This is a genomic window from Cellulomonas sp. P22, from assembly GCF_044392165.1.
Genome location: NZ_JBISBW010000012.1, coordinates 19,153 through 33,063, shown reverse-complemented (window position 1 = coordinate 33,063; position 13,911 = coordinate 19,153). Strand labels below are relative to the sequence as shown.

11 protein-coding genes are annotated in these 13,911 nt (G+C 72.0%); 1 reads left to right on the top strand and 10 read right to left on the bottom strand.

Going from position 1 to position 13,911, the window contains the following annotated elements; genetic code table 11:
- Positions 1-51: 51 nt before the first annotated feature.
- The 10 genes from ACGIF2_RS13875 to ACGIF2_RS13830 form a co-directional block, all read right to left on the bottom strand.
- Positions 52-2,007, bottom strand: coding sequence for a glycoside hydrolase family 127 protein (locus tag ACGIF2_RS13875; RefSeq protein WP_396047583.1), 1,956 nt, complete (start codon positions 2,005-2,007; stop codon positions 52-54).
- Positions 2,008-2,079: 72 nt separating this feature from the next.
- On the bottom strand, positions 2,080-4,083 hold the full coding sequence (locus tag ACGIF2_RS13870) for a TIM-barrel domain-containing protein (RefSeq protein ID WP_396047581.1): 2,004 nt from the start codon (positions 4,081-4,083) through the stop codon (positions 2,080-2,082).
- A 53-nt stretch (positions 4,084-4,136) separates the two neighbouring features.
- Positions 4,137-4,955, bottom strand: coding sequence for a carbohydrate ABC transporter permease (locus ACGIF2_RS13865; protein WP_396047579.1), 819 nt, complete (start codon positions 4,953-4,955; stop codon positions 4,137-4,139).
- Positions 4,952-5,929 carry a carbohydrate ABC transporter permease gene (locus tag ACGIF2_RS13860; RefSeq protein WP_396047577.1) on the bottom strand — a complete coding sequence of 326 codons (978 nt, stop codon included), beginning with the start codon at positions 5,927-5,929 and terminating at the stop codon, positions 4,952-4,954. Before ACGIF2_RS13860 ends, ACGIF2_RS13865 begins: the two co-directional genes overlap by 4 nt.
- A 44-nt stretch (positions 5,930-5,973) precedes the next feature.
- A complete protein-coding gene (locus ACGIF2_RS13855; RefSeq protein WP_396047748.1) occupies positions 5,974-7,218 on the bottom strand; it encodes an extracellular solute-binding protein in 1,245 nt (414 codons plus the stop codon).
- Positions 7,219-7,279: 61 nt separating this feature from the next.
- A complete protein-coding gene (locus tag ACGIF2_RS13850; RefSeq protein WP_396047575.1) occupies positions 7,280-8,314 on the bottom strand; it encodes a LacI family DNA-binding transcriptional regulator in 1,035 nt (344 codons plus the stop codon).
- A 244-nt stretch (positions 8,315-8,558) separates the two neighbouring features.
- On the bottom strand, positions 8,559-9,437 hold the full coding sequence (locus ACGIF2_RS13845; RefSeq protein WP_396047573.1) for a universal stress protein: 879 nt from the start codon (positions 9,435-9,437) through the stop codon (positions 8,559-8,561).
- A 77-nt stretch (positions 9,438-9,514) separates the two neighbouring features.
- A complete protein-coding gene (locus tag ACGIF2_RS13840; protein ID WP_396047571.1) occupies positions 9,515-10,663 on the bottom strand; it encodes an NAD(P)/FAD-dependent oxidoreductase in 1,149 nt (382 codons plus the stop codon).
- 81 nt (positions 10,664-10,744) lie between these two features.
- Positions 10,745-11,731 carry an aldo/keto reductase gene (locus ACGIF2_RS13835; RefSeq protein ID WP_396047569.1) on the bottom strand — a complete coding sequence of 329 codons (987 nt, stop codon included), beginning with the start codon at positions 11,729-11,731 and terminating at the stop codon, positions 10,745-10,747.
- 26 nt (positions 11,732-11,757) lie between these two features.
- Positions 11,758-12,663 carry a helix-turn-helix transcriptional regulator gene (locus ACGIF2_RS13830; protein WP_396047567.1) on the bottom strand — a complete coding sequence of 302 codons (906 nt, stop codon included), beginning with the start codon at positions 12,661-12,663 and terminating at the stop codon, positions 11,758-11,760.
- Positions 12,664-12,821: 158 nt separating this feature from the next.
- On the opposite strand from ACGIF2_RS13830, the gene ACGIF2_RS13825 reads away from it, so the two are divergent.
- Positions 12,822-13,868 (top strand): zinc-binding dehydrogenase, encoded by a 1,047-nt coding sequence (locus ACGIF2_RS13825; protein ID WP_396047565.1) that lies wholly within the window; start codon positions 12,822-12,824, stop codon positions 13,866-13,868.
- Positions 13,869-13,911: the final 43 nt, after the last annotated feature.

Sequence of the window (13,911 nt, the reverse complement as noted above, 5' to 3'; positions counted from 1 at the left end):
GTCGCCCATGATTCATCGCCGGCCTTGTTCTTCATCCAAGACCAGCCCACCCTAAGTACGGGGCAGCCAGACGCGCATGGTCGAGGCGCCGCGCTCGGCCCAGCGGTGGTACGGCACCAGGGTGATCTCGACGTCCTCGTTCCGTGCCGGGTGCCCGGGGGCCGTGGCGTAGGGCAGCGACCCGGTGGCGGGCGCCGGGTCGACGAGCCGTCCGCTCACGACCGCGCCGTCGCCGTGGGCCCGCGGCGCGACCGAGGGGTCGATCCGCAGGGTGTCGAGGTCGACGCCCGGCAGGTCGGTCGACTCGACGCACAGCACGAGGGGTCCGCGCTCGACGGCCACGCAGCCGCGCACCGCGTCGATCCGCTCGTCGGGCCAGGTCAGCCGCGCGGCCATGGGCAGCTCGAGCCGCAGCTCCTCGCCGACCACCAGGCGGCGTGCGACCTCGGCGAAGCCCGGCTCGATGGGCCGTTCGTGACCGCCCTCTTCGAGGACGGCGCCGTCGGCCCAGTCGGGCACGCGCAGCCGCAGCCGCACCGCCCGCTCAGGGGCCGCGGTCACCCGAACGGTCACGGTGCCCGCGTCGGGGTAGGTCGTGGTGACGTCGAGCCCGAGCACCTCTCCCCCGCACGGACCTGCCCCAGGCAGCTCGACGTGCACGGTGCCCGACGCGTACTGCAGCAGCGTGAGCCCGTCGGGCTCGGCGACCGCCGCGTACGACTGCCAGGTCGCGAGCGTGCGGGCCACGTTCGTGGGGCAGCACGAGACGTCGAACCAGGGGGCGCGCTGGCCACCCTCGGCGCGCGGGTTGACCTCGCCGTCCACCGCGTCGTGCGCGGCGGTGCGCTGGTGGAGTGGGTTGGCGTAGAAGAAGGCCTGGCCGTCGGCGCGCGGTGACGTGGCCACCACGTTGTAGAACGTGCGCTCCATGAGGTCGGCGTACCGCACGTCGCCGGTGGCCAGGAACAGCCGCCACGAGACCATGTTCGACGCGATCCCGGCGCAGGTCTCGCAGTAGGCGCGGTCGGGCGGCAGCACCCAGTCCTCGCCGAAGCCCTCGTCCTGGTGGTGCGAGCCCATGCCGCCCGTGAGGTAGGTGCGGCGCGCGACGGTGGTGGTCCACTGCCGTTCGACCGCCGCGAGCAGCTCGGCGTCGTCGGTGTCGACGGCCACGTCGACCGCGGCGGCCGCCAGGTACAGCGCCCGCACGGCGTGACCACGCCACACGGTGGCCTCGCGCACGGGCACGTCGTCCTGGAAGTACGCCGGCCCGAACGCCACGGGACCCAGCAGCCCCCGACCGCGCCGCTCGACGAACAGCGCGGCCTGCGCGAGGTAGCGCGGCTCGTCGAGCGCCCGGCCGAGCTCGGTGAGCCCGACCTCGATCTCGGGGTGCCCGCAGATCGCCTCGCGCCCCCCGGGCCCGAACTCGCGGCACACGTGGTCGGCGGCGCGGCGCGCGACCTCGACGAACGCGTCGACCCCGACGGTGCGCACCCGGGCGACCGCGGCCTGCAGCAGGTGCCCGGTGTTGTAGAGCTCGTGGCCCATCTCCAGGTCGGAGTAGCGCGCGGCCTGCGCCCCGTGCCCGAAGCACGTGTTGAGGTACCCGTCCGGGTCCTGCGCGGCGGCCACCCGCGCGCCGAGCCGGACGAACGCGTCCTCCTCCACGGTCGAGCCCGTGCGGCCGTGCTCCCACGCGAGGGCCTCGAGCAGCTTGTAGACCTCCGAGTCCGCGAACGCCCAGCCGGGACGGTCGGGGCCGATCGTCCCGTCCGCGACGCGGTCGAAGCTCGCGACCCAGCCGAGCTGCTCCATCCACTGCTCGCAGTGGGCGAGCGTCGCAGCCGCGTTCGTCTGCTGCCGGGTCGACCAGAAGCCGTCCGTCAGGGCGATCTCGGCGAGCCCGAGCGGACGCCGGGTGCCGTGGGCGGGCACCACGGGACGACCCCCGGTCGGGTCGGTGCCGACGGTCCCGGGGCGGGCGTCGGTGGAGCTGGGGAGCACGGCGGTCAACTTCCTGGTCTGGGGGTCACGGGAGCGCGGGGCGCGGGGTCGAGGCGGCGCGGACGGGCAGGCTCAGGCGTGCAGCGGCACGTCCGACCCCTCGCGGGTGAACACGGGGATGCGCTCGATGGGCGCGTCGGCCTCGATCGTCTGGCCGCCCTCGTGCACCTCGCCGGTCGCGGCGTCGACCCAGCGGGCGCCGCGCGGCAGGTACACCGGACGGCTGCGCTGGCCGGGGCGCGAGACGGGCGCGACGAGGATGTCGGGGCCGAACAGGAACTCGTCCTCGACCTCCCACGCGCCCGGGTCGTCCGGGTGGTCGACGAACAGCGGACGCATGGGCGGCAGCCCGTCCGTCGCGGCCAGGTGCATCTGCTCGTGGATGTACGGGCGCAGGCGCTCCCGCAGGTGCAGCAGGTCCGCGATGATCTCGTAGGCCTCGTCGCCGAACGACCACACCTCGTTGGGCCCGCCCGTCTGGGCGTACGACGTGGGCGTGCGGGGCTCACGGTCGCCGTGCAGCCGGAACAGCGGGCAGAACACGCCGAACTGGAACCAGCGGATCATCAGCTCGCGGTACGCCGGGTCGCGCGAGTCGCCGCCATGGAAGCCGCCGATGTCGGTGGTCCACCACGGGATGCCCGAGATCGCGATGTTGAGCCCCGCCCGGATCTGCTGCTCGAGCGAGAGCCACGTCGCGGGGATGTCCCCCGACCACACGGCCGCCCCGTGCTTCTGCGCGCCCGCCCACGCCGAGCGGCACAGCAGCACCGTGGGCTCCTGGCCCGCGGTTGCCATGCCCTCGGCGAAGAGCTGCGCGTTGTCGCGCGGGTAGATGTTGGCGACCTCGGCGCCCGGGCCCGCGTACAGCGCGAGGTTGCCGGGGTGGGCCGGGTTGAGCTCGGGCTCGGACGCGTCGAGCCAGAACACCTTGATGCCGTACGACAGGTAGTTGCGCTCGATCAGGTCCCACACGTACTCGCGGGTGCGCGGGTTCGTGGGGTCGTAGAACGCGAGCGGCATGGGCGTGGACATGCCCTTGTCCTGGATCGTCTGGTGGAACTCGACGCCCTGGTCGGATCCGACGAGCAGGCCCTGGTCGCGGTAGTCCGCGAAGTTCTCCGACAGCGGGGAGATCGTGGGCCAGATCGACACCATGAGCTCGATGCCCAGCTCGTGCAGCTCGTCGATCATGGCCTGCGGGTCGGGCCACTCGGCCTCGTCGAAGCGGAAGTCGCCCATGGCCGACCAGTGGAAGTAGTCGGTCACGATGACCGACATCGGCAGCCCGCGGCGCTTGTGCTCGCGCGCGACGCCCAGCAGCTCGTCCTGGTCGAGGTAGCGCAGCTTGCACTGCCAGAACCCCGACGCCCACTGCGGCAGCTCGGGCACGTGGCCCGTCGCGTCGGCGTACCGGGCCATGACCGCGGCCGGGGTCGGCGCGGCCGTGAACCAGTAGTCGATCCCGCGGGCCTGGCCCACGCTCCACCGGGTCGCGTTCTGCGCGAACTCGACGCGGCCCACCGCGGGCATGTTCCACAGCAGGCCGTAGCCGCGGCTGGACAGCACGAACGGGATGTTGACCTCGGCGTTGCGCTGCACCAGGTCGAGCGACAGGCCCTTGATGTCGAGCCGGCCGTGCGTGCGCTGGCCCAGGCCGTACAGCTTCTCGTCGTCGTACGCCGCGAACTGCTGGTGGATCTCGTAGGCGCCCGAGCGGTTGCCCTGGTACGAGCGCGCCCCCGGCATCCAGAAGTGCTCGCGGCTCTCCGCGAGCAGCTCCTCGCCGGTGCTGGTGCGTCGGAACGTCAGCAGCGGCTCGGGGTACGCGGCGCCCAGGTCGAAGTCGACCTCGACCGTGAGGTCGCCGTGCCGGAACGTCGCGTGCGCGTCCCCCACCTCGATCGACGGGGCCGGTGCGGCGGGGGCCTCGTCGAGCGCGCCGTGGCTCTCGGTCGGGATGCGGTGCTGGGCCGCGCGGACGCGGACGCTGTCGACGCCCCATGCCTCGAGGCGCAGCACCTCGTGACGGTGGCGGACCTCGAGGGACGTGGCAGACGGGTGGAAGGTCACCATGGCTGTGATGCTCCGGTTGTGCGGGGAGGGACGAGATGGGGAAGGACGGGTGGTCAGTCCTTGACGGCGCCCGCGGTGACGCCGGCGGCGACGTACTTCTGGGCGACGACGAGCAGCACGGCGGCGGGGATCGAGGCGACCACGGCGGTCGCCATGATCGAGTTCCACTGCGTCGTGTTGTTGCCGATGTACTTGTAGATCCCGAGCGTGATGGGGATCAGGTCGCCGTTGCGGTTCAGGGTCGAGGCGAAGATGAAGTCCGACCACGACCACAGGAAAGCGAACAGCGACGCCGTGATCATCGAGTTGCGGCTCACGGGCAGCACCACCGACCGGAACGTGCGCCACGTGCCCGCGCCGTCGACCGTCGCGGCCTGCATCAGCTCGCGTGGGATGCCCTGCATGAACGTCGTCAGCAGCAGCACCGCGAACGGCACCGCGACGGTCGAGTCCGCGACGATGAGCCCCCACACCGTGTTGAGCAGGCCGAGCTTGATGTAGATGGCGTAGAAGCCCATGGCCATGATCACGCCCGGGATCATCTGCGCCACGAGCAGCACGAAGTTCAGCGTCTTGCCGCCGCGCAGGTTGAGCTGGGCGAGCGAGTAGGCGGCCGGGGCTGCGACGACGAGCGTCAGGACGACGGTCCCGATCCCGATCAGCATGCTCGTTCCCAGGTGGGGCAGCTGCTGGTCGATGACGTCGCTGTAGCCCTCGAGCGTGGGGTTCCACGGGAACCAGTGCGGCGGGTCGGCCCGCATGTCGCTCGTCTTCGTCAGCGAGACGTTGAGCATCCAGTAGACCGGGAACAGCATCAGGGCGGTGAAGAAGACGCCGAGCGCGGTCTTCCACCAGGGGCGGTGGCCGTTCATGACTGCTCCTGTCGGCGCTGGAGGTGCAGGTAGACGAACCCGAAGGCGAGCGCGATGAGGATCAGCAGGTTGCCGACGGCCGCCGCAGGCGAGAAGTCGGGCTGGCCCGTGCCGAACGCCTCCCGGTAGGACCACACAGCGAGCGTGGTCGACGAGCTGCCGGGGCCGCCGGTCGTCATGATCCAGATGATGTCGACGACCTTGAGCGTGTAGATCAGCCCGAGCAGCAGCGTGATGACCGAGACGGGACGCAGCAGCGGGAACGTGATCTTGCGGAACTGCTGCCAGCCGGTCGCACCGTCGAGGCTCGCAGCCTCGTACAGGTCGCCCGGGATGTTCTGCAGGCCCGAGTAGAGGATCACCAGGTTGAACGGGATGCCGAGCCAGATGTTGGCGACGATCACCGAGACCAGCGCCCATTCGGGAGACGTCAGCCAGTTGACCTGACCGACCCCGAACGCCCCCAGCACCGAGTTCACGATGCCGCTGTCGCTGTTGAGCATCCACGACCAGGTGGACGCCGAGACGATGAGCGGCAGCAGCCACGGGATCAGGAACATCCCGCGCAGGATCCCGGAGAGCCGGAAGTTCTGCCGGAAGAAGACGGCCAGTGCGAGGCCGAGCACGTACTGGAAAGCGATCGACACCACCACGAAGATCGCGGTGTTGCGCACCGCGGGCCAGAAGGTGCGCGAAGCCAGCACGTCGGCGTAGTTGTCGAGCCCCACGAACTCGGCATTCCCTTGGACGAACGCGCGTGGCGTGTAGTCGTGCAGGCTCAGCTCGATGTTCCGCCAGAGCGGGAACGCGTAGAACGCCAGCAGGTAGACCACGAGCGGAGCGGCGAAGCCGACCGCCGCCCATCGGGTCGATCGCGACCGGTTGCTCGCCCGCCCGGACGGGGCGGCGACGGCTCGCGCCGCCACCCCGTCCGGCGTCGCTGCGCCGGCCCCGACCTGTGCGGTCTGGGTCATCTTCATCAGCTCATGTCCTCGCGCTCGGTGCAGCAGTTACCAGGTCAGCCGATCGCGGCTTCGGCGGCCTCCTGGGCCTGGGTCAGCGCGGCCTGCGGCGTCTCGACGCCCGAGAGCGCCTCCTGCACCGCGGTCCACAGCTGCTCCGAGACCTTCGGGTAGTCCGTGCCGAGGTCGTCGCTCGTGCGACCCTTCGCGGCGTTGACGGCAGCGACCCACGGCTCCAGGTCGGGGTTGGCCGCGAGGATCGCCTCCTGGCCCTCGGCCGTCGGCGGGATGTAGTACGCGAACGTCGTGCCGGTCTCGACGAACCCGTCCGTCGTCGTCATGCACTCGACGATCTTGCGGGTCGTCTCGTAGCGCGCCTCGTCCTTCTGCACGGGCATGGTGATGAACTCGCCGCCGGTCGGGGCCGCAGCCGCGCCGCCGTCCTTGGCGGGGATCGGGATGACACCCGTGGCGAAGCCGGCCTCGGCTGCGCTGTTGATCTGCCACGTGCCGTTCACGACGAACCCGAAGTCACCTGTGAGGAACTCCTCCCAGGTCGTGTTCTGCGAGTTGCTGATGACCGAGTTCGGCGCGTAGCCGTCGGTGAGCCAGCCGGTCCACAGCTCGAGCGCGGCAACGGCCGCGGGCGAGTCGAGCTCGCGCAGGTCGGCGCCCGCGCCCCAGAACCACGGCAGGAACTGGAACGAGCCCTCCTCGGTGCCGATGCCCGCGAACGTGATGCCCTTCTTGCCCGACGCGGTGACCTTCGCAAGGGCGTCGGTGAGCGACGCCCAGTCGGTGATCGACGCCGCGTCGACGCCAGCGGCGTCCAGCACGTCCTGGTTGTAGTAGATGGCCAGGGTGTTGGCCCCGACGGGGATGCCGAACGTGTCGCCGTCGATCTGGCCCGCGGCGATGAGGTTCGCGTCGATCGCGGAGGTGTCGAAGCCGAACTCCTCCATCGTGTTGAGCATGCCGGTGTCGGCGAGCGTCGAGACGGCCGGGTTGTCGAGCAGGATCACGTCGGGCGACGTGCCCTCCTGAGCCGAGAGCAGCGCCTGGTTGGTCAGCGCCGTCGTGTCGTACGCGGTGCGCTCGACCGTGACACCGGCCTCGGTGCCGCACGCCTCGACGCGCTTGCCCCAGTCGGAGGCTGCGTCGTGCTGGGGGTACGGGTCCCACCAGGTGTAGGTGCCGCCGGCGTCGTCGGACGCCGCGTCGGACGAGCACGCCGTCAGGCTCATCGCCGCGAGCGTGACCGCCCCCAGCACGCCCCAGCTGCGGATGGTTGTCTTGCGCATCACGTCATTCCTCCTTGAACACGGTGATCTCGGGGCGGCGTTGCCCCAGGGAGCGGACTTGCTAGCGCTGGTCGGCGCGGGACGGCGCGGGCGAACCCGTGCTGCCCCGTTCGACCAGCTCGGGTGACACGAACCGCACGACGTGCGGCTCGGTCGGGTCCTGCTGCTCGATGCGCCGGACGAGCTGACGCACCGCCATCCGGCCGAGCCGGTCGGGGGCGCTCTCGATCGACGAGAACGGCAGGGAGAAGGTGCGGGCGAACTCGTCCGAGTACTGCCCGACCACGGACAGGTCGCGCGGGGCCTGGAGCCCGCGGGCGTGCAGCACCGACGGCAGGGCGGCCGCGGCAGCCTCGTTGTGGACCAGCAGGCCCGTGGCCTGCGGGTGGCGGTCGAGCAGGTCGTCGAGGAAGCGCCCGACCGCTGGCTGCTGCGACTCACCGAACTCGGCGTGCAGCGTGATGCCCCGCGAGCGCGCCTGGGCCAGTGCGGCGTCGCGCAGACGCCACACGTACGCACCGCCGCGCTCGACCACGTGCTCTGGCTGAGACACGAGCACGAGCTCGCGGTGGCCCAGGTCGGCGAGGTGGTCGACCATCGTGCGGCCGGCCTCCTCGAAGTCGAGGTCGAAGACGTCCATGCCGGTGCAGTCACCGGGGAGCCCGACGAGCGCGCCGGGGACGGTCGCGGCACGCATCACGGGCAGCCGCACGTCGTCGTGGGCGACGTTCATGAGGATCACGCCGTCGACCATGCGCGAGTCGGTGATCCGCCGCAGGGCCTGGGCGCCGTCGCCGTCGGTGACCATGAGGATGTCGTAGCCGAGCTCACGTGCGACGTTCGAGACGCCGAGCATGTACTGGAGCATCGCGGGGGCGAACTCGTCCTCGAGGAACTGCACGAGCAGCCCGAGCACCATCGTCTGGGAGGTGGCCAGGGCCCGGGCGCCGGCGTTCGGCGTGTAGCCGAGCTCGCGCACCGCGTCGTCGACACGACGCCGCACCTCGAGCGAGATCGCTCGCTTGCCCGACAGCGCGTAGGACGCCGTGCTGCGCGAGACCCCCGCGGCCTTCGCCACGTCGCCGATCGTCGCCATCTGTGCCTCCGGATCATCGATGAACCAGTTCGCTGTCGAACCGGTTCGCACACTATGCGCGTCGATTCGCGTCCCGCAAGCCGTAAACACGCACCGACTGTCGAACCGGTTCGCCGCGCTTGAGCTTCATCACCGCGCTCATGCGGCGGCGACACGGACAGACCTGGACAGACAGGAGGAGTCGCCCCGATCACGGGGCGACTCCTCCTGCGTGGTGCCGATCAGCCTTCCGGGTGAGAGCCGCTCACGAGCGGGTCACCAGCACCGGGCTGTGCGCACCCCGGACCACACCCCGGCTGACGGAGCCGAGCAGCAGCCCCGCGAGACCACCGAGCCCCCGCGCGCCGACCACCGTCAGGTCGGCGTCGGACGACGCCCGCACCAGGACGTGCGACGCGGGGCCCTCCGCGACGTCCCACGACACCTCGAGGTCCGGGTAGTCCTGGGCGAAGCCCTCACGGGCTGTCTCCTGCACCCGTTCGGCCGCGGCCATCGCGACCTCGTCGGGAGTCACGTCCGGGTAGGCCTCGACCCAGTACGACATGGACGAGGTGACGGGCGTCGAGGTCCACGTCGTGACGACCCGCAGGTCGGCTCCGCGCAGCACCGCTTGCTCGGCGGCCGTGACCAGCGCACCGTCGCCGCCCGCCGATCCGTCGGTGCCGACCACGACGAGCCCCCGCGGGTCGCGACCCACGGCCTCCTGGGGCACGACAGCGACCGGGCACGTGGCGTGCTGGACGGCCGCGACGGCGACCGAACCGAGCACCATCTCCTGGAACCAGCCCGTGCCGTGCCTGCCGAGCACGAGCATCCGCGCCTCGGTGGAACGGTCCACGAGCGCCTGCGCGGGCGAGCCGTGCCCCACGACGGCGGTCACCACCACGCCCGGCGCGGCCTCGGCCGCCAGGAACGCGCCCTCGTCGGCCACGGCCTGCACCCCCGCGAGCACCTGCTCGCGGAGCCACGTGCGGCTCGCCGCGCTCTCCGGCTGGTGCGCGAAGCCCCAGACGTGCACCACGACGAGCTCGCTCCGCGAGCGGAGCGCCTCCTGGGCAGCCCACCGCACCGCGGCGACGGACTGCTCGGACGTGTCGTACCCGACGACGACAGGGGCACTCATCGTGAAACTCCTCACCTGGCACCGTGGCCCGGGCCTGCTTCCAGGCTGCACCCGCTACGGCCCGCGCGCAGGGCCTGTCAGCCCAGCGGGCTCCACGTCCTGCCGAACCACCGCGCGACCCGCGTCGCACCGAACGTGCTCTTCTCCGCCGCCAGGTCCACCGACGGCCCCACGAGCGCACCCGACGGCCGCTCCCCCGGGCGGAACAAGACGTCGACCTTGCCGACCTCGCCGCCACCGACCTCGAGGTAGCAGACCCCGTGGCCGTCGTACTCGGCGCGCGGTCGGGCCCCCCGCAACGACGAGACGATCCGGTCGGCGGCGACCGCGCCCTGCCCCTCGGCGAACACCCCCGCCTTGGGCGTCCCGACGCTCGTCACGTCACCGACCGCGTACACGCCGGGAAAGCGCGTCTCGAGCGTGAACGGGTCGACGGGGACCCACCCGTCCACCGTCATGCCGGACGCGGCGACCACCTCGGGCACCCGGTGCACCGGCACTCCGAGGAACAGGTCGTAGGGCAGCGTCGAACCGTCGCTCAGGTGCGCGACCCGAGCCGCGGGGTCGAGGGACTGCACGAACGCCTCGGGGTGCCAGACGATCTTCCGTTCACCGAACGCCGCCAGGAGCGCCGTGGACGCGGCGGGCGAAGGCGGGATCGGCATCCCGAACGGCATGACGAGCGTGATCTCGGAAGTCTCGCGCACACCGCGCCGGGTGAGCAGCTCGTCGAGCAGCAGCGCCGTCTCGCTCGGGGCCGGCGGGCACTTGAACGGCGTGGACGTCACGCCCACCACCACGCGCCCGCCGTCGAAGTCCGCGAGCGCGTCCCGCAGCGCGAACGCACCCGCCACGGTGTAGAACTCGTGGCCACCCTCGACCAGGCCCGGCGTCGCCTCGGGGTGCACGTCGGCACCGAGAGCCACGACCAGGACGTCGGCGTCGAACGTGCCCGCGTCGGTCTCGACCCGCCGCGCGACCGGGTCGATCGCCAGCACCGAGGCGGTGACGAGGCGCACCCCGGGCTTCACGATGTCGGTGTACCTGTGCCGGACGTGCTCGGCCGGCACCCGGCCGAACATGACGTCGAGCTTGGAGAACCCGAAGACGAACGACTCGGCCCGGTCGACGAGCACGACCTCGACCGCATCGCCCAACGACTCGGAGAGCCGTGCGGAAACCTCGAGCCCGCCGAAACCTGCACCCAGCACCACGACACGCGTCATCGCCAGAGCCCTCCGTCGGTGGAACGTGCAGGCCTCACAGCTTCCGGCGTCACCGGCGGCCCTGAGCGTCTCCGACGATACTCAGCGCCCGGTCATGCGCATCATGGCCTCGTTGTACCGTGCGCCGGCCACGCCGATCCGGTCGGCCGCGGCGGTGAGCAGCTCGACGTCGTCGCCGAGGTCGAGCCGGGCAGCGCCGATGTTCTCCTCGAGCCGGCCGAGGCGCCGCGTGCCCGGGATCGGCACGATCCACGGCTCCTGCGCGAGCAGCCACGCGAGGGCGACCTGCGCAGGAGTGGCCCCGTGACGTGCGGCGACGGTGCCGAGCAGGTCCACGAGCGCCTGGTTCGCCTGCCGGTTCTCCTCGGTGAACCGCGGGATCCTGGTGCGGATGTCGCCGTCCGTGAACGCCGTCGAGGCGTCGACGGTGCCGGTGAGGAACCCCTTGCCGAGCGGGCTGAACGGCACCAGGCCGATGCCGAGCTCCTGGAGCACCGGCAGGACCTCGGCCTCGGGGTCGCGGGTCCACAACGAGTACTCGCTCTGCAGCGCGGCCACGGGCTGCACGGCGTGCGCGCGGCGGATCGTCGCGGCACCAGCCTCGGAGAGGCCGAAGTGGCGGACCTTGCCCTCCGCGACGAGCTCCTTGACGGTCCCCGCGACGTCCTCGATGGGGACGTCCGGGTCGACGCGGTGCTGGTAGAACAGGTCGATCACGTCGGTGCGGAGCCGGCGCAGCGACGCCTCCGCGACGGCCCTGATGTGCTCGGGACGGCTGTCGAGCCCGGAGGCTCGGGCGTCGTCGCCGATCGCGAAGCCGAACTTGGTGGCGATGACGACCTGGTCGCGCAGCGGTGCGAGGGCCTCGCCGACGAGCTCCTCGTTGACGAACGGGCCGTACACCTCCGCGGTGTCGAAGAACGTGACGCCGAGGTCGACGGCCCCCCGCAGCACGGCGATCATCTCGTCGCGCGGGCCGGGGTTGGGGCCGTAGCTCTGGCTCATGCCCATGCAGCCCAGGCCGATCGCCGAGACCTCCAGGCCCTGTCCGAGCGTGCGTGCCTGCATGGCTGCTCCTCCTGTCGTCGTGGTGCTCAGGCGCTCGTGCCGCGCGGGCCGCTGCCCGGTGGGGTCTGCTCGGCCACCTCGAGCTCGCGCGTGGCGGCCCACGACGCGAGGAGCTGCAGGGCGTCGGCCGTCGACGTGCCCGCCTCGGCCGTGTAGACGAGCAGGGTCAGACCGGGGGCCTGCGCGACCGGCAGCACGTCGTACATCAGGTCGAGCCGCCCGACGACGGGGTGCTGGATCTTCTTCGCCCCGCCCCGGTGCAGGTGCACGTCGTGGGCCGCCCAGCGCGTGCGGAACTCCTCGCTGCGGGTCGACAGCTCGCCGACGAGCGAGGTCAGCGCCGTGTCGTACGGGTCCCGCCCGGCCTCGGCCCGCAGGATGCCCACCGTGTCGTCGGCGGCGCCTTCCCAGTCGACCCAGAAGTCGCGCGCGCGGGGGTCCGGGAACGCGAACCGGGCGTGGTTCGCCGGGCCCGTCGGATCGGCGTAGAGCGGCGCGTACAGCGCCCGCCCGAGGACGTTCGCCCCGAGGATGTCGAGCCTGTCGTTGCGCACCACGGCCGGTGCCCCGGTCATCGCGTCCAGGATCGTCTGGATGCTCGCGGGTACCGTCGGGGTCGACGCGCGGCGGCGGGGGCGCGGCGTCCGGCGCTGGGCGGCGCGGGCCAGGTCGTGCAGGTGGATCCGTTCTGCCTCGTCGAGCTGCAGGGCGTTCGCGAGCGACTCGAGCACGCCCTCCGAGACGCCCGCGAGGTTCCCGCGCTCGAGACGCACGTAGTAGTCGCCGCTGACGCCCGCCAGCATCGCGACCTCCTCGCGCCGCAGCCCGGGCACCCGCCGGTTCGAGCCGTACACCGGCAGGCCGGCCTGCTGCGGGGTGATCCTCGCCCGGCGCGAGGCGAGGAAGTCGCGGATCTCCGCTCGCTGGTCCATGCCGTCGACCCTACGGGCACCCCGCGGGACGAGGGAGGCCCTGCCGGTACCTGTGACACCAGGGACTCGCTCACGCCGTCGCCATGGGGTTTCCTGAGGGGAGCGCGGCGATCGACGGCCGCGCTGATCCCCGCACCCAGACTTCCGGAGGCTCTCCGATGCGAGCAACGTTCCTGTACGGCGCCGGCGACGTGCGCGTCGAGGACGCACCCGACCCGACCATCCAGCACCCGACCGACGCTGTCGTCCGCGTCGTGCGGGCCTGCGTCTGCGGATCCGACCTGCACCCCTACCGCTCGATGCAGGCCACCGTGGTCGGGGCGCCCATGGGCCACGAGTTCCTCGGCGTCGTCGAGGACGTCGGTGCGGACGTCGTGACCGTGCGCCCGGGCGACCTCGTGATCTCCCCGTTCGCGTTCCAGGACAACACGTGCGTGTACTGCCGCGAGGGGGTCCAGACCTCGTGCGTCCACGGCGGCTTCTTCGCGTCCGGCGACGTCGGCGGGGCGCAGGCCGAGGCGATCCGGGTGCCGCAGGCCGACGGGACGCTGGTGAAGCCCGGCGTCGCGCTGGCCGACACCGACGACGCGATGCTCGCGTCGCTGCTGACCCTCTCGGACGTGTTCCTCACCGGGCACCACGCCGCCCACATGGGTCGGGTCGGGCCCGGCAGGACCGTCACCGTGATCGGCGACGGTGCCGTGGGACTGTCCGCCGTGCTGGCCTCGAAGCGTCTGGGCGCCGACCGGATCGTGCTGATGGGCCGGCACCGCAGCCGCACCGATCTGGGCGTGGAGTTCGGCGCGACCGACGTGGTGGCGGAGCGCGGGGAGGAGGGCGTGGCGAAGGTCCTCGAGCTCACCGGCGGCGAGGGCTCCCACGTCGTCATCGAGGCCGTCGGGCTGCTGCCCGCGTACGAGCAGGCCTACGGCCTGGTCCGGCCCGGTGGCACGATCTCGCGCGTCGGCGTCCCGCAGTACGAGGAGGCACCCGTCGGGTTCAGGTCGCTGTTCGGCAACAACGTGACCCTGAACGGCGGCCCGGCTCCCGTGCGCGCGTACATCGAGGACGCGCTGCCGGACGTGCTGTCGGGCCGGATCGACCCGGGCCGGGTGTTCGACCGCACCCTGGCGCTCGACGACGTGAGCGACGCCTACCGGGCCATGGACACCCGCGAGGCGCTCAAGGTCATGCTCGTCCCCTGAACCGCTCACCGTGCGCCGCACACCTGGCGGCGTCACGCTCGCA